26 protein-coding genes, 2 tRNA genes and 1 pseudogene are annotated in these 26560 nt (G+C 45.5%); 14 read left to right on the plus strand and 15 right to left on the minus strand.

Annotated features, from left to right (window positions below):
• Positions 1-9 precede the first annotated feature (9 nt).
• The 3 genes from smbP to hemF all read right to left on the minus strand — a co-directional run bounded on the left by smbP (position 10) and on the right by hemF (position 2709).
• A complete protein-coding gene (smbP, locus tag C8R11_RS03360) occupies positions 10-354 on the minus strand; it encodes a small metal-binding protein SmbP (RefSeq protein WP_107794481.1) in 345 nt (114 codons plus the stop codon).
• A gap of 277 nt (positions 355-631) precedes the next feature.
• The gene (locus C8R11_RS03365) at positions 632-1633 is read right to left on the minus strand and encodes a Kelch repeat-containing protein (RefSeq protein ID WP_107794482.1); all 1002 of its coding nucleotides are present in this window, start codon (positions 1631-1633) and stop codon (positions 632-634) included.
• A gap of 179 nt (positions 1634-1812) precedes the next feature.
• The gene (gene hemF / locus C8R11_RS03370; protein ID WP_107794483.1) at positions 1813-2709 is read right to left on the minus strand and encodes an oxygen-dependent coproporphyrinogen oxidase; all 897 of its coding nucleotides are present in this window, start codon (positions 2707-2709) and stop codon (positions 1813-1815) included.
• Positions 2710-3005: 296 nt separating this feature from the next.
• Here hemF and aroC point away from each other — a divergent pair, with 296 nt between their 5' ends.
• The 3 genes from aroC (at position 3006) to C8R11_RS03385 (ending at position 4650) form a co-directional block, all read left to right on the plus strand.
• Positions 3006-4178 carry a chorismate synthase gene (gene aroC, locus C8R11_RS03375; RefSeq protein ID WP_107794484.1) on the plus strand — a complete coding sequence of 391 codons (1173 nt, stop codon included), beginning with the start codon at positions 3006-3008 and terminating at the stop codon, positions 4176-4178.
• A 294-nt stretch (positions 4179-4472) separates the two neighbouring features.
• A tRNA-Arg gene (locus tag C8R11_RS03380) sits at positions 4473-4549 on the plus strand.
• A 25-nt stretch (positions 4550-4574) separates the two neighbouring features.
• Positions 4575-4650 (plus strand) — tRNA-Phe (locus tag C8R11_RS03385).
• 751 nt (positions 4651-5401) lie between these two features.
• Here C8R11_RS03385 and C8R11_RS17110 read toward each other — a convergent pair.
• From C8R11_RS17110 to C8R11_RS03430, 9 genes and pseudogenes are all read right to left on the minus strand, one after another.
• Positions 5402-6220 (minus strand): annotated as a pseudogene (locus C8R11_RS17110) (recombinase family protein); the annotation flags it as partial.
• Entirely contained in the window at positions 6159-6476 is a 318-nt protein-coding gene (locus C8R11_RS03395; RefSeq protein ID WP_107794485.1) for a hypothetical protein, read from the minus strand. The gene C8R11_RS03395 and the pseudogene C8R11_RS17110, both read right to left, overlap by 62 nt.
• A gap of 203 nt (positions 6477-6679) precedes the next feature.
• Complete coding sequence (locus C8R11_RS03400) at positions 6680-7147, minus strand: hypothetical protein (RefSeq protein WP_107794486.1); 468 nt, start codon at positions 7145-7147, stop codon at positions 6680-6682.
• Complete coding sequence (locus tag C8R11_RS03405) at positions 7131-7409, minus strand: hypothetical protein (protein ID WP_219908532.1); 279 nt, start codon at positions 7407-7409, stop codon at positions 7131-7133. Before C8R11_RS03405 ends, C8R11_RS03400 begins: the two co-directional genes overlap by 17 nt.
• Positions 7410-7500: 91 nt before the next feature.
• Positions 7501-7782 carry a hypothetical protein gene (locus C8R11_RS03410; protein WP_107794487.1) on the minus strand — a complete coding sequence of 94 codons (282 nt, stop codon included), beginning with the start codon at positions 7780-7782 and terminating at the stop codon, positions 7501-7503.
• Between the two features lie 12 nt (positions 7783-7794).
• Positions 7795-9549, minus strand: coding sequence for a type IV secretory system conjugative DNA transfer family protein (locus C8R11_RS03415; protein WP_107794488.1), 1755 nt, complete (start codon positions 9547-9549; stop codon positions 7795-7797).
• A 116-nt stretch (positions 9550-9665) separates the two neighbouring features.
• Positions 9666-10589, minus strand: coding sequence for a hypothetical protein (locus C8R11_RS03420; protein WP_107794489.1), 924 nt, complete (start codon positions 10587-10589; stop codon positions 9666-9668).
• Positions 10579-12729, minus strand: coding sequence for a P-loop domain-containing protein (locus C8R11_RS03425; RefSeq protein ID WP_107794490.1), 2151 nt, complete (start codon positions 12727-12729; stop codon positions 10579-10581). The genes C8R11_RS03420 and C8R11_RS03425 overlap by 11 nt, the downstream gene beginning before the upstream one ends.
• 52 nt (positions 12730-12781) lie before the next feature.
• Positions 12782-13360 (minus strand): hypothetical protein, encoded by a 579-nt coding sequence (locus C8R11_RS03430; RefSeq protein WP_107794491.1) that lies wholly within the window; start codon positions 13358-13360, stop codon positions 12782-12784.
• A 285-nt stretch (positions 13361-13645) separates the two neighbouring features.
• On the opposite strand from C8R11_RS03430, the gene C8R11_RS03435 reads away from it, so the two are divergent.
• From C8R11_RS03435 to C8R11_RS03450, 5 genes are all read left to right on the plus strand, one after another.
• Positions 13646-14005 (plus strand): hypothetical protein, encoded by a 360-nt coding sequence (locus C8R11_RS03435; RefSeq protein ID WP_107794492.1) that lies wholly within the window; start codon positions 13646-13648, stop codon positions 14003-14005.
• Between the two features lie 145 nt (positions 14006-14150).
• The gene (locus C8R11_RS03440) at positions 14151-15197 is read left to right on the plus strand and encodes a hypothetical protein (RefSeq protein ID WP_107794493.1); all 1047 of its coding nucleotides are present in this window, start codon (positions 14151-14153) and stop codon (positions 15195-15197) included.
• Positions 15198-15213: 16 nt separating this feature from the next.
• Entirely contained in the window at positions 15214-16515 is a 1302-nt protein-coding gene (locus tag C8R11_RS03445) for a hypothetical protein (RefSeq protein ID WP_107794494.1), read from the plus strand.
• A 128-nt stretch (positions 16516-16643) separates the two neighbouring features.
• The gene (locus C8R11_RS15855) at positions 16644-16829 is read left to right on the plus strand and encodes a hypothetical protein (RefSeq protein ID WP_219908533.1); all 186 of its coding nucleotides are present in this window, start codon (positions 16644-16646) and stop codon (positions 16827-16829) included.
• Positions 16822-17619 carry a hypothetical protein gene (locus C8R11_RS03450; protein WP_107794495.1) on the plus strand — a complete coding sequence of 266 codons (798 nt, stop codon included), beginning with the start codon at positions 16822-16824 and terminating at the stop codon, positions 17617-17619. Before C8R11_RS15855 ends, C8R11_RS03450 begins: the two co-directional genes overlap by 8 nt.
• A 3-nt stretch (positions 17620-17622) precedes the next feature.
• Here the strand turns inward: C8R11_RS03450 and C8R11_RS03455 are convergent, their stop codons facing one another.
• Positions 17623-18066 carry a hypothetical protein gene (locus tag C8R11_RS03455; protein WP_107794496.1) on the minus strand — a complete coding sequence of 148 codons (444 nt, stop codon included), beginning with the start codon at positions 18064-18066 and terminating at the stop codon, positions 17623-17625.
• A gap of 180 nt (positions 18067-18246) precedes the next feature.
• Between C8R11_RS03455 and C8R11_RS03460 the strand changes: the two genes are divergently transcribed.
• The 4 genes from C8R11_RS03460 to C8R11_RS03475 all read left to right on the plus strand — a co-directional run bounded on the left by C8R11_RS03460 (position 18247) and on the right by C8R11_RS03475 (position 20274).
• Positions 18247-18858 carry a recombinase family protein gene (locus tag C8R11_RS03460; protein WP_219908534.1) on the plus strand — a complete coding sequence of 204 codons (612 nt, stop codon included), beginning with the start codon at positions 18247-18249 and terminating at the stop codon, positions 18856-18858.
• 234 nt (positions 18859-19092) lie between these two features.
• Positions 19093-19710, plus strand: coding sequence for a LysE family translocator (locus C8R11_RS03465; RefSeq protein WP_107794498.1), 618 nt, complete (start codon positions 19093-19095; stop codon positions 19708-19710).
• A gap of 22 nt (positions 19711-19732) precedes the next feature.
• Positions 19733-19921, plus strand: a complete 189-nt coding sequence (locus C8R11_RS03470; RefSeq protein ID WP_107794499.1) for a hypothetical protein — start codon at positions 19733-19735, stop codon at positions 19919-19921.
• Positions 19918-20274, plus strand: a complete 357-nt coding sequence (locus C8R11_RS03475; RefSeq protein WP_107794500.1) for a DUF1428 domain-containing protein — start codon at positions 19918-19920, stop codon at positions 20272-20274. Before C8R11_RS03470 ends, C8R11_RS03475 begins: the two co-directional genes overlap by 4 nt.
• Positions 20275-20447: 173 nt before the next feature.
• Here C8R11_RS03475 and C8R11_RS03480 read toward each other — a convergent pair whose 3' ends face one another.
• Entirely contained in the window at positions 20448-21881 is a 1434-nt protein-coding gene (locus C8R11_RS03480) for a RelA/SpoT domain-containing protein (RefSeq protein WP_107794501.1), read from the minus strand.
• 75 nt (positions 21882-21956) lie between these two features.
• Positions 21957-22211 (minus strand): hypothetical protein, encoded by a 255-nt coding sequence (locus C8R11_RS03485; protein ID WP_107794502.1) that lies wholly within the window; start codon positions 22209-22211, stop codon positions 21957-21959.
• A 241-nt stretch (positions 22212-22452) separates the two neighbouring features.
• On the opposite strand from C8R11_RS03485, the gene C8R11_RS03490 reads away from it, so the two are divergent.
• Both C8R11_RS03490 and C8R11_RS03500 read left to right on the plus strand, forming a co-directional pair.
• Positions 22453-22635 carry a hypothetical protein gene (locus C8R11_RS03490; protein ID WP_107794503.1) on the plus strand — a complete coding sequence of 61 codons (183 nt, stop codon included), beginning with the start codon at positions 22453-22455 and terminating at the stop codon, positions 22633-22635.
• A gap of 876 nt (positions 22636-23511) precedes the next feature.
• Complete coding sequence (locus C8R11_RS03500) at positions 23512-26559, plus strand: BPTD_3080 family restriction endonuclease (RefSeq protein ID WP_107794505.1); 3048 nt, start codon at positions 23512-23514, stop codon at positions 26557-26559.
• The last annotated feature ends 1 nt before the right edge of the window (position 26560 follow it).

A 26560-nucleotide genomic window follows, 5' to 3' on the forward strand; every position in this document is an offset into this window, starting at 1 on the left:
AGGGTTAAATTAATGGGCTGATTCGCGAATATGCTGCATCGCTTCCTTCATATGCTTCGCGCCTTCATCTGCGTGTCCCATTTTGCCATGTTTGATAGATTCTTCTATATGTTTAATTGCCTCGGTCATATGTTTATGCGCATCGGCATGTGCTTTTTCAGCTGCCTTGGCATGGTGCAGGCTTTTTTCAGCATGTTTTACCAGTTCGCTCGCATGACCGTCTTCACCATGGGCGAGTGCTTGTCCTGCATGTTCCATTGTTTCAGACGTATGCCCTGCGTCGGATGCCAAAGCCTGGCTGCTGAGGAAAAGTGCTAAGATTCCAATTGCAAATGTAGTTGATACCTGCTTCATAATAATCTCCTTCCTTTTTTGCGAATTAGTAATGAAATTACATTACAAAGATAGCCCGTAATACATGTACTTGCATTTGTTGTCCTCCCTATACTGGTCAGGAGATATGGCTTTGCAAATACATTGTATTTAGTTATAACACAAAGCAGAAAAGAAGAACATAAGTATATTTACGTATATAGGGACCATAGACTATGGCTACTCACCATCAATCACCACGGTTTTGATTATTATATATTTTGAAATGAATGTGAATTTTATAATAGATACGTCACATCTAATCATTTTGCGGCTGTGGAATGAAGAAGATTTCATTGATTCGGCTAAATGACGCGCCAGGCGTCGGACCGCCGCCAATTGCGTAAAGACGTTCGTTGACGACAGCGACCCCTAAGCCATGACGTGCCGTTGGCATGGGTGTCATCGTCATCCAGCGGTCTTCGTCGGGATAGTATTTTTCATTATTGTCGAACGTGCCTTCTTCAGATTCTCCACCGAGTACATAGATTTGTTCATTGATTGTTCCAGCACTGATGCCGCTGCGGGCAGTAGGCAGATTCGCTACGGTTTGCCATTGGTTGGTTGTGGGATCATACGCTTCTACCATACTTGTATTTTGACGGTATTTCAGATTAGAACGGCCACCAATTGCGTAGATTCTGGAACCAACGGTGGCGACTGCCAGATGATCACGAGGTGCCAGCAATGGCGCACCCGTCGACCAGCTATCCGTTTGGGGATCATAAATTTCAGTTGCGCCTGAATTTTGTTCGCCATCATAACCGCCGATGGCATATAGTCGTCCCTGATAAGATGCTATTCCCAGTGCGCCACGGGATGTCGGCATTGGCGCACGTTCACGCCATGCTTGTGTTGCGGGATTATATTGATAAACGGTATTGACTGCATGCCATATAGTCAGTCCTGATTTGGCGAATCCGCCAATGATATATAAAAAACCATCGAGGGTAGCGATACCGGCATGGTGTCTCCCTTCAGGCAGCGGTGTTGTTACGGACCAGTTGTCTGTTGCCGGATCATAAACCTCAACATCGCGGCTTATAGCAAAATCAAGTATGTTTGAAATACTTGGTTTGCTAAAGCCGCCTATTGCGTATATTTTGCCATCAAGGGCCGTTGCAGCTATTTCAGTGCGTTTGGTCGGTGCAGGTGCGCCTTGAGTCCATGTGCCTAGTCGAGGTTCGGCTGACACCAGCGATATATTTACAAAAAATAAGAAGAGAAGCTGTGATGTAGTAATCAATCTGGGTATGAACATCGAAAGATTTCCTCATTAAGATTTTCTACGTTGGATGAGATACTACAAGATTAAAACGTTACAAAGCCCGGCAGATTGAGGTTGCCGTGATTGTTTGATCGGCAAGACAAGTGCAGCAGCATTTGACATTGTAACCCGTATTGGCAAAATAGCATTTGCTGTTGATTACTGGTTGCAGTCTATACCCAGTTTTTTCCGATTAAAAAGTCAGTGTAGAGCTTGTTTTCCACGCTTCCAGCCTGGGGCTTCCAGTCGTAGCGCCATTTGACAATCGGCGGCAGTGACATCAGAATCGATTCCGTACGACCACCGGTTTGTAACCCAAAAAGTGTGCCCCTGTCCCAGACCAGATTAAATTCAACATAGCGTCCTCGTCGATAGGCTTGAAAATCACGCTCACGTTCACCATAAGGGGTGTCCTTACGTTTTTCCAGAATCGGGCGATATGCTGTCAGAAAATTGTTGCCTACGTTTTTGGTCAAATGAAAGCAGGATTGAAAATCCGGTCGGTTCCAGTCGTCAAAAAATACACCGCCGATGCCGCGCGGCTCGTTACGATGTTTTAAAAAAAAATATTCATCGCACCATTTTTTGAGACGTGGATAGCAGTCATCTCCAAAAGGCTGCAGGGTGTCTTTACACACTTGATGAAAATGCACTGCGTCTTCCTCATAACCATAATAAGGTGTTAAGTCCATGCCACCGCCAAACCACCAGACAGGATCAGCATTTTCTTTGCGTGCTTCGAAGTAGCGTATATTCATGTGAACTGTAGGCGCATAGGGATTACGTGGATGTAAAACCAGTGAGACGCCCATAGCTTCGAATGACCGGCCTGATAACTCCGGGCGTGCCGCTGTTGCAGATGGAGGAAGTCCATTGCCGTAGACATGAGAAAAATTAACGCCGCCGCGTTCCAGTACGTTACCTTCTTCAATCACCGCACTTGCTCCCCCGCCGCCGCCCGGACGATCCCATTGATCACGCCGAAAACTTTTACCGTCAACCTGTTCCAATGCGGCAACTATGCTGTCTTGTAAATTAATCAAAAATTCCTTTATTTGTGATGTACTCATTCAGTCTCCTGTTAGTCCGTATATTTTTTTAAAGCAGGGTGTAAAGATCTACCTGTCTTTCACGGTTTGATATTTAGCTTCGATAAGTCTGTGTTGCGAGACTTTAACGTTATTATCCTGTTTTAATGCGTTTATAATAGCGAATTGATTATTCTGCTGCATTTTACTCGTTATATAACATGATTAAAGCATCATTTGCTTGAATTACCTCAAGTTAACATGTGCATTAAATGTGTTTATATGTGATGTGCAGATTTTATAAACGCTTAGAAAACACGTATAGGAATACTCCCGGAATGTCTGGTAATTCATTTGGCAAACTTTTTAGCGTCACATCTTTTGGTGAATCACATGGTCCGGCAATCGGCTGTGTTGTCGATGGCTGTCCGCCTGGCCTGGTACTTAGTGTGAAGGATATACAACATGAGCTGGATAGACGCAAGCCCGGCACCTCACGCCATGTTACGCAGCGGCGTGAATCCGATACCGTTGAAATTCTGTCGGGTGTGTTTGAAGGTGAAACCACGGGCACCTCGATTGGTTTGCTGATTCGTAATGAAGATCAGCGCAGTAAGGATTACAGCAAAATCATGGATTCTTTCCGCCCGGGCCATGCCGACTATACTTATTGGCAGAAATACGGTATCCGTGATTACCGTGGAGGAGGGCGGTCGTCAGCCCGCGAGACGGCCGTGCGGGTTGCCGCCGGTGCAATCGCCAAGAAGTGGCTTCTCGAAAAATTTGGCATTGTCATACGAGGTTATATGTCGCAACTAGGGCCGATAGAAATACCTTTCAAACAATGGGAAGATGTCGACCAGAACCCTTTTTTTGTAGCCGACGGCAGCTATGTGGCGCAACTGGAAGCCTTCATGGATCAGTTACGAAAATCCGGTGATTCGGTCGGCGCAAAAATCAGTGTTGTAGCAGATAATATGCCGGTTGGATGGGGAGAGCCCGTTTATGACCGCCTAGATGCTGCTATAGCCTATGCCATGATGAGTATTAATGCAGCTAAAGGCGTTGAAATTGGGGCGGGATTTGCAAGTGTTACCCAGAAAGGAACTGAGCATTCTGATGAAATGACGCCGGAAGGATTTCTTAGCAATAACGCGGGTGGTATATTGGGGGGCATTACCAGTGGCCAACCGATTGCAGTCAATGTAGCGATCAAGCCGACATCAAGCATCCGTTTGGGACGTCGCTCCATCAATAAAAACGGTGATCCTGTTATTGTGGAGACGCATGGCCGGCACGACCCATGCGTAGGCATTCGTGCAACACCGATTGTGGAGGCCATGCTTGCTTTGGTACTAATCGATCATGCGCTGCGTCACCGTGCGCAAAATGCAGATGTCGTCTGTACAACCCCGAAGATAAAGGGAAGTATTGGAAATACATCGGATGTTTTTGAGCAAAATGCTGACGGCATACCTTTAAAAGAAGATCCGGAGCCTGAAGAAAGTTAAATTCAGGTTATAGACGGCAATTCAATCGAATTTTTAAGTGAATCCGGAATTTTTCCTTGACAAGACACGCCAAATAAACCATTATCGCCCCCGCAAATAAAATTGAGACAATTATCAGTAGCAAAACAAACGATCAGACTGATAGCATCGGTTCGCGGTGACTAGAGCGGTTCGGTTTGTTTCATGGCATCCGATCATAAAAATAAATAAAAAGTTCGTAGCCCGCTACCTGCTTCAATCTGCTATAATCCACCCGACTGTGAGATGCAGTCTGGACATAACAGATTGCACCAAGCGCCCGTAGCTCAGTTGGATAGAGTACTTGGCTACGAACCAAGGGGTCGTGGGTTCGAATCCTGCCGGGCGCGCCATCAAATTGTCTTCAATTTCTAAAATGGCCAAGTAGCTCAGTTGGTAGAGCAGAGGACTGAAAATCCTTGTGTCGGTGGTTCGATTCCGCCCTTGGCCACCATTTTTACTTTTTGCCCCAAACCATTACCTAACATCTTGAAAGGTAATGATAAATCAGGGGTTCGATACCCTTCATTTCGGACATAGGTTAGGCGGTCTGTGAAGGTGAGTTTTAGCACCGCGCGTTTATCCTCAAACCGCCCAAAGGCCCACATTTTATGCGGTTGCGCCAAAAATTGCAGGGCGGTTCGATACATCTCGTCATATGACCTGATCGGATTGCCGCAGCGGCCTGTTTTTTCCTCGATTACGAGCTGGCGGCTTTGCAAATCCTCAATCCGTTTTTCGAGCGCTTTGGCGACCAGCGGTGAATCCGCATCGACAATCCGGTCTAAGAGTTGATCGATCTTGCGCCGGTTGTTATGGCCTTCCTGCTCCAGTGTTTTGCGCCTCGTGTGCTGTGTGGCCTCGCGGTGGTTCCACAATGTCTTAAACATATCTGTAGCAGCGGCCATAAGGTTCCGTGTTGGCGTGAGCTTTTTTAACAGAGCCTCAAACTCCCCTTCCAATACATCACGCCGGATTGATTTGCCCTTATATTCGCATTTGCGGTTCTGGCACAGATAATAAGCATGGAGCTTGCCCGTTCTGCTTTTTGACCATGCGGCTGTCAGAGCATTGCCGCACTCACAGGCTACGCTGCCGCGCAAAGGAAAGTCCTGATTTAAATCCTTACGCGCCGGAACATATGCGCGTCCTTTTAAACGCTCTTGAATTGTCAGGAAGGTTTCATAGCTGATAACGCCTTCATGCTGGCCTTTGCGTAAGGACACGCCCCATGGTTTATGTTCAACATATCCGGCATACAGTGGATTGCTGAGTATTTTATCAACGCGCTCATTACCAAGTTTGCCGCTGGCCGTTTTGGGGAATTCCGGGCAGCTTTCCAAAAAATATTGTACTTCGCGTTTCGTCTGAAACCGTCCCGATGCAAAACCTTCCATGGCTTCGCGGAGAACCGGGGCGACAGCTTCATCCACAAAGATCATTTTGCCATTCCCCTTTGTTTTACGGTAATGATACCCAACAGGGGCAACAAAAGCGTAATAACCCGCTTCCAGCCGGGCTTGCGTTTTTTGCCGTGTTTGCCGCCCGATTTGTTTGCGCTCTAGCTGGCCTTGCGCGGCAAACAGCGTTTCTACAAATTCACCTTCCGGGCTATCGTCAAATTTATAGTTCAAACATTCCAGACGCGCTCCAAAATTCGCCATGGCGTGACGCAACTGCCAGTGAAACATCGTATCGCGGGCAAGGCGTTTGAGATCATCGAAGATCACGACATAACCGGTCTTCTGGTTTTTCTCAAGATAAGATAATAGCGCAATCATGCCGGGGCGCTTAGCAAAGTCACCCCCGCCTGAAACATCGTCATGAAATACTTTGTCGACCACATAGAATTTTTCTGCCGAATATTGACGGCAACGAAATTCCTGGCTTTCCAGCCCGCTGCCTTCAATCTTTTGCTTGGTATCGGATACGCGGCAATAAATCAGCGCTTTTGTGGGTGTGTCATTCGTCATTTTTTTGACCTTTTTTGTGAGTGTCGGCAGCCTGATCAAATTCGGGCGCATCTTGAGACTCTAGCAACTTTTCAGAATCCGGTGCAACTTCTGCGTAAATATCAGGCAATAAAATCTGCACGGTATCAACGCCCCAGCCGATGTCGACCATTGTGCTCATGATTGCCCAGAGTGAAGACAGCAATTCATTTTGCTGGTCTTGTGTCAGGTCAAACTCATCAAGATGATGCCGGTAAGCATCTGGCTCTAGTTTTAATGGTGCAGCGCTATCCTTTGTTATATTGGCATTTATAGTTTTATCGTGCATTTCACATCCTCCTTTATCCAAGGCCTTGCCTTGTGGTGTTATGGGTTCGTTTTGGTGTCCTCTTCTTTGTTCAAAAACGCAATAAAAGTGAACAAACAGAGAACATATTTTTCACCGGCGGGCAATTAAAAAATGCATCATCCGCCGCGTTTTATTGGGAAAAACCTTTTCATTTTTCTTTGTAAAAAAATTGTCAATCCGAGCTAGCGCTGCGGTGCATGCTGCTCTTTGGCCTTTCTGGCCCATTCTCTTTCCATGCCTTTTGCGGATTGTTCAATCGCTTGCTGCTGAATGGCATTGTGTTGTTCGCGCTCACGCTGGCGCTCTAATTCAGCCAAACGCGCCTCGCGTTGCTCACGCAGCCATGCGCGGTTAAAGGCTTGACGGATGGGGGCTTGCTCATGTTTAGGACGCAATTCTGGGAACGGCTTGTTCAGCTTCACCATTTCAGAGCCGCGGCCACTGCGTTCACTTTCGCCGCGCCGCTGCGCTTCGGTTTGCTCCATGGCTTTAAGCTGCAAACTGATATAGCGGTCACGCGCATGGTCAAACTCCCGTCGGTTGGGCGGCGCTGCGCGAAAGCTATCAGGCATATCTCCGGCCAGTTCCGGGCGTTTCCCCGCAAAACTTGTTGTTCGCGGGGAAACATTCCTGTTATCGTTGCGGGCCATAATCTGGCGCTTGGCCTTTATTTACCGGCTGGCGCGTATCGCGTTCCTCCTGATAATCCTGCATCCGTTGATCACGTTGTTCGCGTAAGGTTATGCGCCCATCTATCGGCATACTTTCTAAAATAAGATCGCTGCCGCGCCCGTCCTTATGATTCCATACTGCGCCGACCCGGTTCCAGTATCCTTTTCCGTCTGGCGTATCTTTTACCGAATAAGCGATCTGATCGGGTTTGCGGCCCGTATTTGCATTGTCATCATTCATGGTTATTTCCTTATAAAAAATTCCTGCATGTTTTTAACAACCACCCGGTTGCAGGCGGGCCGGGTATCCGTGCACAATCATTTCTCAAGGGTTAATGCATAGCCCGCCGGTCAAAAATCACAATCACCGGGCAGTTATCGCCGTCATTGATTTCAACCAGCCCGCCGCCGCCCAGATAAACGCATTCATTCATGCTTTTATATGCGCCGTAATTGGTGTAGCTGTACCAAACCAGCACATGCGGCCCCGTGGGAAAAATAATCAGCGCTGCGATCAAAATCAAAAACCAGTGGCGCAGCAGATAAACGATGCCGCGCAGCAGCGTTGAGGCCCATAGCAGCGGGCGGAATTTTCTGGGGGAATAGGTTTTCATGGGTTCGTTCTCCTATAATCTGATCTTCACTTTCTTCTTGAAGGGCTTGCCGTGGAACGGATTGATCCCAACCTGCGCGCGCCACGGCTGGATTTCGGCGTATGAAACCGGTTCAAACAAAATCGGGAGGTGCTGGCGCACGAATAAAATCCCTGCAAGTAATCGTCTGATCTCATCGGGCGTGGCGAGCGGGCGGCCTGCTTCGCTTAAATTCTCACTTAATCCGGGTTGCTCATTGGATCGGCTGGTGCCAATGGCCATCATGGTTTGATCCCCCAGCATTTGTTTGGAGATGAGTTCCAGTGTTTTAGGCGAGCGCTGACCGGGTAGGAATTGTTTAATCTCAGTTTCACTCAACAAGGTATCCAGTGCGGTTTTGCCGTAAGTGCGCTCAAACGCAGCCAAATCCTGAAAGATCAGATGCAGGCGCAGTCCATACGACCGGCCCCATGTGAGTAAATTTTCAAGGCCGTTTACTTTGTAATTGGTGGCCTCATCCAAAATATAATGCACAGGCCGCTCTTTATTATCATGGCGTTTCACAGCCGTCATACAGCACCACTGCATCAGACCAACAAAGGACTTATAGGCTTCCATCCGGCTGGCATCGGCCACAATAAATAGCGTGGTTGGCCGTTTCCCCTCTTTTAAATCGCTCATCCTAAAAGTTGAGCGGCCCATGGCCGGTGCTAGCCTGCCAAATGCGAATGGGGCCAAGGCAATTTGCGATCCCGTGATGAAACTATCAAATGTGCGGTTATCCCCGCCAGACATAAGCGCAATGAGATTTTTTGCTCTGGCTCTGACTAATCCCGCAAACTCGGCCAAATCTTGCGGATCGTGTCCTTGCGCCCATTCGGTGCGTTCTATCGGAAACGGGCCTTCCGGGTGCGCTTTGCCCTCAAGATCAACTCCGGCCACCCATCGCGCCATGTCTTCAAGGCGGGTGCGGTTTTCGATTAACAGCGCGACAGATGAGAGCGTGGCATCGAATAAATCCACCATGACTTCAAAAAAAATCGCATCGGTGATGAGCCGCCTACTCCCTTCACGAAAGTAGGAATTATCCGTTTCTTTATCACCGGGTTCCGGCAGGATTTGTGCGCACATTTCCCGCAAATCATCCATCACATCCCGTAATCCACTGGGGCGCGTTAGATCGTCAGCAATAATATCCAGTGGATTGTATGAATCACTTTGGCCGATAATGTTCTGCCATAAATTGCCGGGATTAAGAACGCGCACAATCTCACCGCGTTTTTCCAATGCAGCCTTGCACATGCACACCAACTCGCCCTTAAAATCAGCGATCACCTTACTGTGCAAAATACTCATGATATTGGTCACAACGGTAAAAATACCTTTACCCGATCCGGCTGGCGCGATGGTCATCGCATTGGAAGCATAATCAAAGAAAAGAGCGGGCCGGGAGCCGTCCAAAGCGCGGCCCCAGAATGGGCCGCGTTTGCTTCTGCTTAGTGCGTCTTTGTATTCTTTGATTTTTGCCCATGCGGCGCTGCCGTGCTGGCCTGATGGTTTGCGGCTGGCCAAAAAGTCAATGAAGTGCGAGATATTTTCCAGCAAGCGAATAGCTGTGTGCAGACAAAACAATCCAGCCATGAAATAAACAAACGCCGAAAACCAATCCACATGGCCACCGGCCAGCGGCGCATCCAGTTGCAGCGCCCACCACACCAGTCCGCCCGCAATTGAAGCAATTGCCAGCAGGCTGGGTTGATTTTGATTGGGGGAGTATTGTGGATTCATTGGTGGTTACAGATATAAATAAGCATTGAGATTGCTTATTTGTATCACTCACCAATTTTTATCGTGGGAAATACAGAAGTTTAATGCGAACCTAAATCAGGAGATTAAGGCCAGAGCTACATCTCAGCGCGAATCCTTTTTTGGAAATAACAATTGGCATTATAGGGATCAAGCTCGAGCCCGGCTTTAAAAACTTCCTGTGCTTTGTCATCCAATCCTTTTTTCTTCAAGCATATTCCGGCATAAAGATAATCACGGGCAATATCCTGAATATCTTTTGAGGTCGGTATGTTTTGCGTGTCTCGCTCTCCCCATTCGGAGAGATCGACATCCAGATAGATTGCAAACTGTTTCAATGCTTCGTCAAACTTACCTTCAATAAATAATATACGGACCCGCTTTGAATGTGTAGCAATCAGGAGGAACCTGTTCGGTGGATTTTGATTGAGATTTACAATATATGGCGGCGATTCCAGGAATTGGTCATTTCGTAGTTTCGCCTCCTTAATATTTTTCATATCAATAGCCAAGTCAAAAATATGGCTTTGTATGTTGTGTATCCATCCTTCACATAAGTGAGTTTCATTTCCTTGATTATTCAATGAGGCAAGTCTGTCCAGACTCTCTATCATTTCATCATATGCCTGCTCATAGGAAATTTCCTGTGCAAAAAGCTTTGCATGCATGGCTCTAAATTTTCCAATTTCAGCCCGCACCGGATCATTATTTAAATCAGCGTTTTTAGCGCTTTCTTCAAATAACGCTACAGCGCTTTGTGTCTCACATCTGAGAAATTTTATTGTGCCTAGCTCATATTGAATTTCTGATACATCGGCATAAGTAATACCGGTATTGTTACGCAGCGATTCAAGATAAACGCTCAGAACTTTTTCATATCTTTCGGCAGCCTCTTTCAGTTTTCCTTTGCGACGATAGCGATCTCTAATCTGCCCTGCATAACTTCGTAAAAGGCTTGTTTTCAACTTTCTAAGTTGTTCTATCGAAAAATCTTTTTGCTCAACCTCAATTTCATCCGTCATCACTTGCATGCTCGCATATTATTTTAAAAATTAGGTGATCATATCTTTTTATAAACTTACGACCCCGGTTTCCAGAGCAGTGCTTGTCTGTATCTCCAGGTCTGCTGTCCTCGTTTGTAAAAATCGATGTGATTTCTTTATTGCTTATAATAGTGTTTGTCTCATTCTCTATATCAACGATATTCTTGATAAAATCGGTGAGGATTTTATCCAGTTGTTCTTGAGGATAGTTTTTATTCGACATCTGCGTATACATCTGCGCAAGATAATCGATTATTTTCCATTCTCCACGGTCTATCAGGTTGACATATTCTTTGCAGAACGTCCAATTTGTTAGGTAGGTTGACAGTTTGAGCATATCCTCTGACCTGAAAAGAGATTCAGGAATGAGTTTTATTGTTTCAATCTGCATTTTTGACTGATGATGTTTTTTGTAAGTAATTCTCTTTGCTTCATTATCAAGAGCAATATCTTCAACAGTGCATTTTGCTAATTCTTCATATGATTCCGGTCTGCTTTCTATCTTTTGTAGCTCAATGATGTGCTTGTTAATAAACTCATAAAATAGTTGGTGTGAAAATTTTAGATAGGCAATATTATCCAAAATAATTTCGTCGATTAACCGGATGGCGATCCAGTTTTCAATCATAGCGTCAACTTTAATTTGCTTAAGTCCACATAGTGCAGAAAGATGATAAAGGGAAATATCGGGCTTAAAATGTAAAATCCCCGCCAAAATTATTTTTTTTACTTCTTTTATTTCTTTATTTTTTTCATCAGAAAAAAATCTGTCGTATTGTTTCTCATAAAATTCTTCAATGCCTTGTGGCAGAGCGTCTATATCTTCAAACCCCGTAATATTCTGAAAGACGTGAAACAAATATAAAAAACGACATTCACTTTTTTTGTATAAAATCTCTGTGAATGAATTGGCATCAAGTTTATTCTTTTTAATCCAGCGCTTAACCTCGTCCAGCGCCGACTTTTCCTTTATATAATCGCGAATATCTTTTTTCTGATGTGGCTCTTTTTTGTCTAAAGAAAGGTTAAGCTGTTTTCCTGCGTAGACTTGTTTCTTTTTGTTTCTCGATGAAATCAAGAAAAAGATGCTTTCCGGCAATTCTTGCTCGGGAATATAGAGTAAATTTCTATCGTCGCTTTGCTTTGTAATATCTTTATGAGAAATTTCATCAAGCGCATCGACAGCGATGAGTAACGGTCGTTTTGTCTGCAAAGCTACTGTTTGGATGAGTTTCTTTAGAAATGTTCCTGAAAGACTATGCCAAGCCGTTGGCAATCTATCATAATCAGCTTTTAAAGAGGATAAATCATAGATTCTGTTCAACTGTTCATAAATACATTCGATGAAGTTGGTTGTATTATCGTGATCGGTTCCATGGCTTACAAAGTAGTAAACACAATTAAATTCATCTGATTTATTGTATTTTTTAACCGCATTGGCAAGAATGGCGCTTTTTCCTGTGCCGCCATCACCTCGAACGGTAATAAATCCGCTGTCATTCTCTTGAAGGAATTTATCTATTTCTTTAAAAACATGTTTTCTTTCAAAAAAATCTATTGAAAGTTTTTCTATACGTGTTTGGAAGGGATCTATATAGGTATCTTTTGATAAAGAAATTGAGGCTGATTTGATTTCTAGTTGATGATTGTTTTCTGTTTTTTTAACTTGCTCCAAGTCGCTAGGATTTGGAAATTCGTTGTGTTTGAGGCCAATTTTCGTATAAAAATTTCTAATATCATCCGGATGATCATGCCAAAGCCAAGCTAAAAGGTATGGCCAATATGTTTTAGTATGACCACGTTTCAATTCTGCTATGGCATTACCAATTAAATTTCCTTTTAGGGTAGTCTTATATTTTTTATCTTGTTCTTTTTTTAAATCTTGAAAACCTTGCTGCTCCATACCCAAAGCAGGAACAATGCCTATTTCATCGTGAAGATAGTTATAAAACATTTGGTTATCGTTGCCCCACTTTTCCTCTCGAAGGCGGATTACTATCTTCCATAATTCAAATGTAGGTTTTGTTTTTTGACCGCTACTATCAAAATCCAACCGTTGATGTTTGCGGATACATTTAGCATCGTATATGTAAAGATTATATAAGCTGTTATCTGCCATACAAGTAATTCTATGGCAGACAGGAATTTAATGCTATCCGGATAGAAAATTCTTACTTTGGAAAATCTAAATCGTTGGTGCTAGATTTAACAGTTACTTGATTGCCATGCCGATACCAGAGTTGCGTTTGAACAAGTCCGCTATCTTCACCACGCACTATTACTGCTGGCGCGTCACCCTCTCTGTGGAGTTTGCCATTGAGATACCATTCTTCACAAACAGCTATTCCTGAATCTGATTCTCTACGAATTATCGCTGCACCGTTATGACGGTGGGGTTGGCCATTAACATACCACTGTTCATTGATAACCAAACCGGTTTCAATTGATTTATCGATTAGAGAAGGTGCATTTTCTCTATGTTCTTGGCCATTTTTATACCAAATTTCTACACTATAGCCACGATCATTGTATATAAATGCGGGCGCACCCTCACGGTGACGCTTTCCATTTTCATACCATTCCTGAACAGTAACTTCACCGGAATCCTCATCATAGCGAGTAATGGCTGGCCCACCAACACGATGAAGAACACCATTTTTTTTCCAAATTTCTGAGACACAAGGGGTAGGATCGTAATCTAAATCACTGCCTTCTTCGGACAGATCAAGGCTGTTATAAATAACCTCCACGGTGTACGACCCTAATTCAGGCAACCTTCCCAACTACTTTTCTTTCTCTTAACTAAATCACCTAACCTATTAATAGTTATATATTTTATTTCTATAACCGTCAAATAAATTATTTTCCGTAGCCCCATAGTTTTTTTACATGGATAAAACATGTAAATCACAGAAACCCTACGACTTCGCACATGGATCAATCATTGAGACACTGATTTGACTGAGCAGGACGCTCTCAGCGACAGAGAACCCGGGTTCTCCATTCCAACTAGTTCCCAAATGGAGGACAAAAAAATGCAATATAAGAAAAAGAGAATTGTCTTTGTAACAGAGGCAGAAAAATTCAAAAGCCCTCATCGTAGAAAACGTTTGTGGCTGGCGGCACGGAATTTGAAGATTTCACGGCGTAATTGGCCAGATGAAATAGCCGATTCTATATACAATTTTGATGGCGATATTATAGTTGGCAGTATACGGTGGCCCATACCTGATATTGATAATATCCTAGGCGACCCGCGTTGGTTTTCTTATTATTTTGAAGAAGATGAGGAAGGTGAGCCGCGCCGCGATGTGCGATTGCTCGAGCGTTTAAGGCTCATCGATTTGTATTTCAAAATTAAGCATCCCAATATAGCCAGACATTTCGACAGGTAACAACAACGGGCATGTCAGATTAAATTTTCTGACATGCCCGTTGTTTTTTTTCATTCCCTGTTTCCCAAAGCATAAAAACATCATCTCTATGATGTTCAATGCTCAGCGCATAAGTGCTGCGCCATAGATACAAGGAGATTAATTTATGGCTACAACAAAACCCAAATCCAAAATAAAAAAGCAAAATTTTGCCGCCTCATTGATTGAGTCCGGCAATAAGAAAATCGGTAGAAGAGCGCCATCATCAACGCCGCCTGAGTTTTCCCAAAGGTTAATTCATCATCCCGACGGGGAAGCTGCCGCTGCATTGATTAAGGAGCAAGCCGCTTTTGAAGCCGATTTGAAATTCGGCGCGGAACTGGCGCAGGTGAAGCTGGATACCGAAAATATCGACACCAGATTCAAGGCCGCTCACAAATTGCTCGGTGATCTTGAAATCAAAAAAGCGAATACTGCGCGATATATCAAAAGCGGGGCTTTGCACAGTACCGGTAAAAAAGATGCCAGCGATATTCAATGGAAAGATTGGCGGCGCAAAGACCAGATTTTGCTGTGCGTATTGCTGTCCTTCCTCGTTATTGCCGCTGGTCTGGGCATGGGTAATGTCTATGCCAATCTGGTTGCTTCCGGCAATGCTGTGTTCATTGAAAAACCATGGCTGGCGCTGATGATTTCAGCATTAATGCCTATCGCCTCTGTGTCAGTCAAGTTTGTGACCAACTTCATGACCTATGACAGCTCGCGCAAGACTTACGCCAAATGCATCTATGCCGCCACCGGCATTGCCTTTCTATTCTGGGGCAGCATGTTTGGCGTGATTCACACCGGCGTTGCCGGATCGATTGACTGGGATTCTTTCGGTGAAAGCGCCGATCCGGGATTTGCGTTCATCTGGTCACAATTGCTGGTCGAGATGCTGGCCGCCAGTGCCCTGTTCCTTGCAGTGGAAGACATCTATATGCGCTATTCACCGGATGTCTATGTTGAGAATCTCGAATTTATCGAAATCGAAAAAGCGCTCAAGGAACATCACGCAACTCATGAAGTTTTGCGTGAAAAACGCGGGCAGCTCCATGGCCGCCGGGTCGAGCTAGAGGCCGAGCGTGAAGCCTTTATCAACGAGCGGATCGTGGAATATATCAGCCTGCGGGCACGTCATATCGCCACGATGAACTCCCATGCTGGCCGTTAATTTTAAGGAGGTTCGTATGTATAAAAATACCTTGTTGTTCTGCACCATACTCATTATGTGGCTGTTAGCTGCTCAAGCAGCTTCGGCCCGCAATCTGGTTGTGGCGGTTTCGCCTTACTATACGCCGGATGAAGCCCGGCGGCATTCCATTACGTTATTGCAACAGCTCACGGAGCTGAACCAAGGCAGCCGGGTGACGCTGCTTGATGGTTATAATTTGTCAATCATTGGGGAGTTCAACATTCCCGATAATCCGGCCTATAACAATCCTAAAGCCAGACTGGGTGTAAACCGCAAGGCTGCAACCGCGCTCAAGCGTTTTGCCGATCAATCTGTCGCGCCGGGCGGAAAAGGTCATCCATCCATATCCGGCGCTGTGCGCCTGCCGCAACTTTTGCGCTATGTCGCCAATAACTTTGAGCGAGACGGTGGGCTGGATGTAATTATTTTGGGTTCGCCTTTATATGACGACCCAAGAGAGCCGGTCTTTTCTATGGCTGGCGGGCGCTTTCCTTCCGATGGTCATTTGTTCGCCTCGCAGGGCAAAACGCCGTTTGGCGCTGCCGGTCATTCCGGCTTACTTAAAAATGTCATCGTCCATATCGGCTATGGCAGCGACAATATCATGCAAGGCGACCGGCATGCTTATTTCGTCAAACGCTTTTGGACGCTTTATGCTGAATTACTTGGCGGCAAGCTGGGCGGTTTTGTCGGCGATGTGCCGACAGTGTTCCGAAGCGTTTCAAGTAATGCCGCGCCGCCTGCTCATGCTTTCAAGCCCGTAAAGTCAAACAAGCTGGAGATGGTCATCCTGCCCCCGGTGGAAAGCAGGCAATCCATATTCGAGCGGCCCGTCAGTGAAACCGTTTTGGCTCAGGCGCAAATACGCCGTGCAGAAAACGTGCAGATCGGCATATCATGGCAATGCGCCTTGTGCGATTTGGATTTATACGCTCAGGCAATGCCCGGTGCGCCGGTGCTGTATTTCGGACGCATTGTCACGCCGCATGGGCGCTACTGGAAAGATTACCGCAATTCTCCCGGCCCAACCAACGGTTATGAAACCATTGGTTTTGATGTGCCGCTGGATTTGCGCACATTGACTATCGCCATCAATTTTTATGAGGGTCAAGCGCCGCAAGGTGTGTCAGGTGAGTTGCGGCTATCGATTGATGGCCATACTTATGCTTCAACCTTTCATATTGCGGCTACTACAGGCAATCAAGGCAAGGGCGCATTGGAAGCTATTGAATCAGGCCATGCAAACCAGCCTCAATCCATCATTATCAATCCTTTACGCGTAGTGGGATTGCAATAATCCCACGTCACAATTCCAGCGTCCCGGTTGGGACGCTTGGAACGCAAAACGCGATACTAAAATTCAGATAAACACCAAGCAATTAACCGCTTATTAACCTGTTCCTGTTAGGGTAAAAGGGCAATTTTGTGTGTGTGATAACGCTTTCAAGCCAATACTCTACTAACCGGGAGGCAGGGACAATGGGGCGCAGTGTGCCTGAAATTTCATTAGCAGTGATTGAGAATAACGCTGTTATTCTCAATCTTCGGGAGGCGATAGTATACCGAAGCGTTTCGGCGGCACCGTCCCAAAGCGGGGCCGCCAATGGTTAAGCCAACGGACGAAAGCTTACGGGTTTCCGGCGGATTAACGAATATTTTCATTCATTGCGATGCGTGTTTGTCAGACGCAGAATTTAACCGTCTGCGCGGACATGAACTCGCCGAAATTGAAACCAAAATTCTACATGGGCAGCTCAGCGATTCCGTCAGCGGTGTCATGGAGCGCGGTTCTGTCGTTAGCAACAACGAGTCCAAACAAGACCAAGAACGCAAAACCAAAGAGCGTAGAACGGCGCAGCTTGTCGAATTGGTTGAGCGAATCCGCGCCGATATGGAACAAATGAAAGCCCGTATCAAGGCGTTGGAAGATTCATTCCAACAGCGTGATGGTGATGCATGGCGGGAGAAACTGGCGCTTGAAATATTGGGCGCGGACGATATTCCGCAGCAGGAATCCGGCGAAAATATTGAAGCTTACCGCAAGCGGCTGGAAAAACACCTCATCGAAGAAATGCTGAATCCAGATGGCTCGATTAAAGGCAAATACCAAAACGATCCACAATATAGCGACTATGCAGAATGGGCGCAGAAACAATACCACTTGAGTAACGCCAAAGCGGTAGTTGCGGAATTGGATAATGACAGCACCAGCCCGCAGCGCCGGGAGCAAATCCTCCATGAAATGAAGGAACGTGGTTATGCCGAAGAAATGATGTTAGCCGCCCGAACGACAACCGATCAAAATACACAACATGAAATCAAAAATGCGGATGATAGCAATCAGGATATTGTTGCACAAAATGAACAGGTATCCGAAGTAAACGCTTTCCTCAAACTTTAATTCCTAATCGACACCAAAAAGCGGGTTGGTGTTTAATGCCCGCTTTGCAATTGAAGGAATTTGTTCCCTCACGTCGCCTATCAGGAATGGCCCTTCTAATCCGCCGCGCACATGTAGAAAAATAAGGTTAGCAGGCGCGTCATTTTGTTCGTAAAAGAATTTAATGTTATTCACGCCATGTTTCTTAAAATCGTGGGTGAGTACCATTTTTATTTGTTCATCGGTAACAGCGGGTTTCACGCCCATTCGCACGGCAACAGCAACGCCATTTTGGTTTTTCTCAGACCACTCACTTCCGGAAATTGTGACGCAAGGCTGTACATCACAAGAGATATAGTCATTTTTCACTGATGGTAACTCGCCCTGCGCAAACGCAATTCCCGCGCCAAAAACCATACCCAAAACACAGAAAAACGCTATGTTTTTCAGTATCTTGCTTTGTGACAAAAGGGAACCATTTTGTCACAATTCACATATTTCCTTGCGGCGGAATAATAGCCGATTTCGGGTGTTTTTTGCCGCAGTTTTTACATTTTTTAGTTGATCAGGAGCGCGTATGAAGGTAAGTCAGAAGGGTTCCCTTTTGTCTATCGCTAAAGGATTAAAATGTACGAAAAGCACAATCACATGGTGGAAAATTCTGGCCGCATCATCGGTTACGCCCGTGTCTCTACGGAAGATCAGCATCTCGATCTGCAACTCAATGCTTTGAAATTGGCCGGATGCAGCGCTATTTTTGAGGATTGCGGCGTATCAGCCACCGCCAAACAACGGCCCGGTTTTGAGCAGGCTTTGGCTGGTTTGCAAGCGGGCGATGTTTTTGTCGTCTGGAAGATGGATCGCGCCTTTCGTTCACTTAAAAATGCGCTGGATATATTGGAAGTCTTTGAAAACCGAAGCGTGGCGTTTCGCTGTTTAACCGAAAATATCGACACCAGCACCGCAATGGGTAAATGCATGTACCAAATACGTCATGCGTTTTCAGAGCTGGAACGTAATCTTATTCGCGAGCGCACCAAGGCCGGGATGGAAGCAGCGCGGCAGCGAGGTGTACATATCGGCAGACCAAGAAAGCTCTCACATATTCAGATTGCCTACATGCAAAACCTGCTACAGCATCAGCCCGGTATAACTCCGGGACAGATCGCAAATCAATTCGATGTGTCTTCACGTACCATTTACCGCGCACTCTCGCACTATGCGACCGCTAAGGAAAGGCTGATCGTCAATGCCAGGTAACCAAAACAAAATCCGTCACTATCGCGTCTACCTGAAAATGTACGGTGAAATGATGCAAGATTTATCCCGCTGTTTGGCAAACCGTTCAGGGGAAAGACGCGATTGCGGCTTTAAAGTATGCAATTACTTTTATACCAACGTAATCGGCTGTAACATGTAAAAGAATGTGAAGCTTTTTCTGAATATGCATGTTAATGAAACCCGGCTATTACCAAACGTATCGCAGGAACCCCCATGAGTCTTTTTGACGCTTTGGTGCTTTTTATCATCATGATAACGCTCGCCGCCATTCCCAGCACGAGTGTGGCTTTGGTTGTTGCTCGCTCGGCCACGATGAATCTGGCCAATGGCGTTGCCGTTTCAATGGGCATCGTGGCTGGCGATTTGATATTTGTGATGCTGGCAATACTGGGTTTAACAGCCCTATCCGGAATGATGGGCGGTTTATTTTTTGCGATCAAATTCGTAGCAGGCATTTACCTGATCTGGTTCGGTATAACCTTGATCAGAAGCAGAACGAAAAAAATAACCTTTGAATATTCCCGCACCAGCAACGGAATATGCGCCAGTTTCCTCGCAGGCCTGTTTGTAACGCTTGGCGACGTTAAAGCAATTTTCTTTTATGCCAGCCTGTTTCCAGCATTTGTCGATGTATCTGCACTGACGTTACCGGACATATCTGTCATTTTACTCGTAACGGTTGTCACTGTCGGCGGTGTCAAATTGACCTATGCTTTTACGGCAACGAAAGTTATGCTTATGAGCAAAGGGCTGGCAATTGAGAATAAAGCCCGGCTAGCTTCGGGCGCTCTTATGGTTGGCGCGGGTACTTACCTGATCGCCAAAAACTGAAGAAGCACTATATCAGTCATTTTTGGCGCTCACTCTAATTGTCGATGGCTTAAAAGACGAGCACGCGCAACTCGAAAAATCTGGGCTTAATCCGGGAGATGTTGAGCCAGCACCATCGGTCAATCTCGTGCGGCTTCGCGATCTTGACGGCAATCTTGTTGTGCTCGTCCAACCGGGTAAAGTCTTAAACATAATAAGGAAAAACAAATGAGTTATATTCAAGGATTTCTTATACCAGTTCCCACCAAAAACAAAGACGCATATATAAAATTAGCAGAAAAATCCGCGCCCATTTTTCAAGAATATGGCGCTCTGAAAATCGTTGAGGCATGGGGTGAGAGTGTACCTGATGGCAAGGTTACGGATTTTAAACGCGCCGTGAAAGCTAAAGATGATGAAACAGTTGTGTTTTCTTGGATTGAATGGCCAGATAAAAAAACCTACGAAGCAGCGGCAAAAGAAATGGAATCTGACCCACGATGGAAAGAAATGCCAGAAATGCCGTTTGATGGTGCACGCATGATGTGGGCTGGCTTTGATCCAATTTTCGAGGCTGAGAGCTAAACCTCTTCAAGCGTTTCAAAAGCAATTTTATTTTCTACGTCTTGATATATATGTAAGCATACATTACTAAACTCATCGACAATGACGGACTGGATGAGTTTTCAATTGAGTTGCGCAGCCTGATCGAGAAGTCTCCAGAGTTTTAAATGGTTCACCGGTTTCATATTGCCGCACTAAAAACTCAGGCTGGCGGTATAAATTTTCTGCGGGTCTGCGCGGTTCTCATAGGTTTGCTCACTTTTTGGGGGCAAAGGATTATTTTCAATATAAGCGGCAACTTGATAAAGCGATCCGTCTTCCTTAAGCGATTCAAATTGTTGTTCAAATAAATCCGGAGACTGTTTGAGTTCAATCAATGACACCACTTCCGGCGGCATATCATCGACCATCGCGTTGGGGAGTCCGTTAAACGCAGCCGTTAAATCAATATTTGGCGTGTCCGGGCCCTTAAGCCAATTCCAAAGACTGGCAGTTTTCAGCGCAGCCATGTTGAGCGCGCCTGCAGCTTCATTGGAAATATGAAGAGCGCGGCCTTTAATCGCTGCAAAATTATCATAAACAAGCGCTGTAATCTCGCCGCTGGCAAGTCCGCCGCCGATGCCACCAACCACAGCGCCAACGGCGGTGCCGACACCGGGCATAACAGCCGTGCCTATGGCTGCGCCCGCCAATGCACCGCCCGCCGCGCCGATATTGGAAGTTGTTTCGATGAGGCCAGAGCGCTTCATGGCTTGTGGATCGCCGCGCAGCGCATCTATTTGCGTTTCACCATAAGGAATGGCTCCTTCATATAGAGCTTCTGCGGCTTCTGCTGTTGAACCACCGGCAGCATACGTGAATGCGCTTGATAAAGTGCCAAAAGCTACACCTGCGATAAGGCCACCGTTTTTGCCAAGGCGTCCAAATGTTTCGGCCACTTTTCCAAGGGCGCTGCCTTTGGCATCAAGCTCACCCTTATAGGAAAACTGCTCTCTCAGTTCCGGTTTTACAAGCGTATTCAGATTGCCGTCATGGGCAGCGGCATTGTGGAGTTCAAGAGCTTGTTGTTTAAGAGTTTCTATTCTTGATGCCTCGTAACCACTAAAAATTCTATTTTCATTTTTAGCAAGACGCTTAATCTCCTGAATCTCTTCCATGATGTCGTGTGTAGGCTTGTTCACGCGCATCATATCGCGCTGCTGAACCTGAATTTCGGCGATATGCCCGTTTTCCAGAGCAATTTTTGTGTTTAAGTCCCTGTATCCGGTTGTTGATGATGGCTCGGCATATTTATCCTTCAAGGAATCAACATCCAGTTCTTCTAAAATGGCTTGTTTGATCGCGACAATCTGCTCCGGTTTATCAACAACGAACCGCCCGCGCACTAAATCTTTTATCTGCCGCGGATCACCCTCATAATCACTATTGATTTTATCAAGCGCCCGTTCAGGTTCCTTCAAAGGCCCCACCTCAAAAACAACGCCTTCAAACATTTCAGGATTATGGGTTTTTAAGCGATCAAGAACGGATTGCCCTGTATTTTCCAGTACAGGGGCAGAAGCTTGCGCCTGCTGATACAGTTCATCAAAGGATAAATCCGGCTGTGGCCGTTTTATACCGTCTCCCATTACGCACCCTGTTTTTTTGTTATTTCAGCTTATTATTTTTTATTTGCTGAAATAGTTTTACCCCATGCTGCCGATTTAAGGCGACGGCTCGGGATTAGTTTTTTTTTGCGCCAAAAACTCAATAACACGCGCATCAAATTCTTCTTTTGTGATTTCGTCAATGTCGCCGCTTCTGTCATCAAAAACCTTATTAACCCAATGCATGTTCAACTCAATTTCGCCTGTTTCACGATTTGGTGCTTCGGTTCCTCTTAATCGGTTTTGATCATCATAAACCGCTCGAATCGGCCAAACGCCGTTGGTAAAATATTTGTAACTTGTCTCACTCATTTTTAATCTCTCCAGAACTCATAAATATCATACGCTTATAGTTTTAATACTTTGTAAAGATTCGTGCAAACTGCGATAAGTATTTCTAATTCTTGTTTCTCATGTATTTTTACCCTGATTTTTATATTTCGATAGACGCTCATCCCATGGGCTGGTTTTTCATTCTTTTGCTTCGATAGCCGATTCTGTCTTGCCGTCGGCTTTTGTCTCCGCTTTGAAAAACCAACAAGGAGATAGAACGATGGCATATGAAATACAACATAAAACCTTAGGCCAAGGCTGGATCAACACTTGGTCAGAAAACGGGCGGCCTGTGAGATTTCCGGCACTTGAAGAAGCCAGAATGGAGTTGGAAGACTATTTGCAGACGCGCCCAGAACTTTCTTCAGATGACTTTCGTGTTGCTGAAATTGCTACAGATTAATTCCACCAATCGGGCGGGTTGTTCGTACTGGACAACCCCTTCGACTTCCTGCGAAATAACCAGATATTAGATCGTGGGTGAGTCAATACAGTTCAGGTTGTTTTGTAAGCGTCCAGTCCCACTACCCTGATCGAAAAATTTCCAAGCCATTAATGCGTCAATTCTTTTGTACTACGCAGGCGCTTATTGTCCTACATCGCTTCCCGTTACACGCAAGATGTGCGTTGTACTACAAAATGTGCCATTTTCTAGCCCAACGCCTATCTTGGCAAGGGAGATACTGCCGTTCTCCCGTTGCATCCCTCTCGGGTGCGCTAAGCTTCAAAAATTGCGTTGCAAAATTTTCAGGCAAGCGCTGATGTGGTGCATTCAGGCATCGAGCCATCATGCACCATCAGAACGTGTGGCCGTTCAATCACCATTCGGGGTAGCCTCCAGGCTGCCCCCAAAACCCCCATGGCCAAGGGAGCATTTCATACCTCCCTTTGGAATCCCATCGACAAATTCTTTGAGACCAATCGTGCGCCGATTGGATGTCGTGAGCGTTTCGCCGCTCAATCTCGACCACTGTTTCGCCAGTGGATGACAACCAAGGAAGCATCCTTGGATGCGATTCAGTTTTGAATTTGGCATATTTAGACAGCGCATAAGAGAATAACCATTTGATGCAAAGTGTTTTTTTGCGGTTGTTGATTCTTCGGTTTTACTTTACTCTCTCACCTGCTGATTAAATGCATAGTAAGACCTAACAAGCTTAATAGTTGGTAGGGGCTGGCAATTTAAGAATGCGAATATTAAACAGAGAGATGTTACGCAATAGTAATGAATGAAGACGTCGTAGGCAATCACTTCTGGAATATAAAAAGCTAATTAAGTATGAGCGATGATTTTTTTAACAAGCCTATAATAAACTCCCCTTATGAGTATCCATCCGCTCATTGGGAAATGGTCGATGGCTTACCAACTCAACATATTGTTAATTTTCGCCGAAAAGCGGAATTCATCACACCTATACCGCAGCCGAGGAAACGCAAAGACGTAAGATCTCAAGAACTGTTCGACGAGAGTCTTGGGCTGAGTGATGGCAGTCAGAAATATGATCCGATTTCATTTATTAACGAACTTCGCAGCCACATAGACGCATGGCGTGAACTACCGAGTGAACGCGATTGGCTAGTCACGCCGGATACTGCAAGATTGTTGAAACATTGGCGGCACTATGAGTTCAATGGCATTCGTCCATTTTTCTGTCAGGTTGAAGCTGTCGAAGTGGCGATTTGGCTAACAGAAGTTGCGCCGAAAATGGGAAAATCAGGCAAGAAATTCCTCGACTATCTTAAAAATGCAAATGACGATGCTAACCCTGGTTTGATGCGTTTAGCACTTAAACTGGCTACGGGTGCAGGAAAAACCACCGTTATGTCCATGCTAATCGTATGGCAGACAATCAACGCAGTTCGCCAACCCAGCAGTAAAAAATTCACTCGCGGCTTTCTAATTGTAGCGCCAGGTTTGACGATTAAAGACCGCCTTCGTGTTCTTCAGCCCAACGACCCAGACAGCTATTATCAAAATCGTGAAATTGTGCCAAACGACATGCTGGCAGACTTGGAGCGCGCCAAGATCGTAATTACCAACTATCACGCTTTCAAATTACGCGAGCGCGTGGACATTTCCGCTGGTGGTCGCGCACTTCTAAAAGGTAAAAGAGGTGAAGACCTAAATACCCAGGAAACAGAAGGTCAGATGCTTCAGCGTGTCGTGCCCGAATTGATGGGTATGAAAAACGTCATGGTATTAAATGACGAGGCTCACCACTGTTACCGTGAAAAGCCAGGGGAAGATGAAGAAGGAGATTTAAAGGGGGACGAAAAGAAAGAAGCGGATAGCAATCGCGAAGCCGCGCGGCTTTGGATTTCGGGGCTGGAAATTATTGCAAAAAAACTCGGAATCAACCGAGTTGTTGACCTTTCCGCGACTCCCTTCTTTTTAAGTGGCTCCGGCTATGCCGAAGGAACACTGTTTCCCTGGACAATGAATGATTTCTCTCTGATGGATGCTATAGAATGCGGCATTGTGAAATTACCCCGTGTCCCTGTCGCAGACAACATTTCAGGTGCGGATGTGCCAGTATTTCGTGAACTATGGAAGCATATTGGGCCAGAAATGCCCAAAAAAGGGCGCAGCAAAGGGCAAGCACTCGATCCTTTAAGCATTCCAAGCAAGTTAAAAACGGCTCTCGAAGCCCTGTATGGGCATTACGAGAAAACCTATGAGCTATGGGAAAAGGAAGGTATAAAAGTGCCGCCGTGTTTCATTGTTGTTTGTAACAATACTTCTACTTCCAAGCTGGTATTTGATTATATATCTGGCTTTCATCGTGAAAATGAGGATGGTTCAACTGAACTTGAAAATGGAAGATTAAAACTATTCAGAAATTTCGATGACCACGGAAATCCCTTGGCTAAACCAAACACATTGTTGATTGATAGTGAACAACTAGAATCTGGTGAAGCCTTAGATACAAACTTCCGCTCAATGGCAGCCGATGAGATCGAGCGCTATCGCCGAGAAATCATTGAGCGTACTAAAGACGTTCGTGCAGCAGACAATATAACCGACCAAGACCTTCTCCGTGAGGTGATGAATACGGTTGGGAAGTATGGAGCGTTAGGCGGAAATATTCGATGTGTTGTGTCTGTCTCCATGCTTACCGAAGGATGGGATGCCAATACAGTGACACATGTTTTGGGGGTTAGAGCATTTGGTACTCAGTTACTTTGTGAGCAAGTAATCGGTCGCGCACTAAGGAGGCAGTCTTACGATCTTAACGAAGAGAATCGTTTCAATGTTGAATATGCCGATGTTTTGGGTATTCCCTTCGACTTTACAGCCAAGCCGGTTGTTGCCCCACCGCAGCCTCCAAGAGAGACTATCCACGTAAAAGCAGTTCGCCCAGAACGCGATAAACTTGAAATCCGCTTTCCTCGTGTAACGGGCTATCGTGTAGAACTGCCAGAAGAGCGACTTACAGCAGAATTTAATGAAGACTCCATTCTCGAATTAACACCTGAATTAGTCGGCCCTTCCGTTACCCAAAATGCGGGTATTATCGGCGAGGCTGTTGACCTTAATCTCATTCACACTGGTGATTTGCGACATTCCACATTGCTCTTCAACCTGACGCAGCGACTGCTTTACACCAAATGGCGAGACCCAGGTGAAGAGCCGAAACTGCATTTGTTCGGTCAGCTTAAACGTATTACCAAGCAGTGGTTGGATGGGTGTCTGGTATGCAAAGGCCAAACTTATCCCGCGCAGCTCATGTACCAAGAGCTTGCCGATATGGCGTGTTCCAGGATAACAGCAGCCATTACACAAGCAGAGCAAAATAAAGACAGACCGATAAAAGCATTGCTCGATGCCTATAACCCAACCGGATCGACAATACATGTCAGCTTTAACACCTCGAAAACGGAACGATGGCAAACCAACCCACTGAAGTCCCATATTAACTGGGTCATTCTCGACAGTGACTGGGAAGCTGAATTCTGCCGCGTGGCGGAGTCCCATGAGCGTGTGACCGCCTACGTTAAAAATCATAGCCTTGGTTTAGAAGTTCCCTATCGCTATGGTTCCGAAACTAGAAAATACAGGCCGGACTTTATTGTTCAGGTAAACGATGGCAATGATGACCCTTTAAACCTGATCGTAGAGATCAAAGGTTATCGAAGAGAAGATGCAAAAGAAAAGAAACTGACAATGGATACCTACTGGATACCAGGCGTAAACAATATAGAAAACTATGGCAGGTGGGCATTTGTCGAGTTTGGGGATGTGTTTGAGATGGAATACGATTTTAAAAAGAAAGTCGAAGAGCAGTTTAACAAGATGATAGAAACAGCGTTGGGGAAAGGACAATAAC

This window comes from Nitrosomonas aestuarii (genome assembly GCF_003046585.1).
Taxonomy (GTDB): domain Bacteria; phylum Pseudomonadota; class Gammaproteobacteria; order Burkholderiales; family Nitrosomonadaceae; genus Nitrosomonas; species Nitrosomonas aestuarii.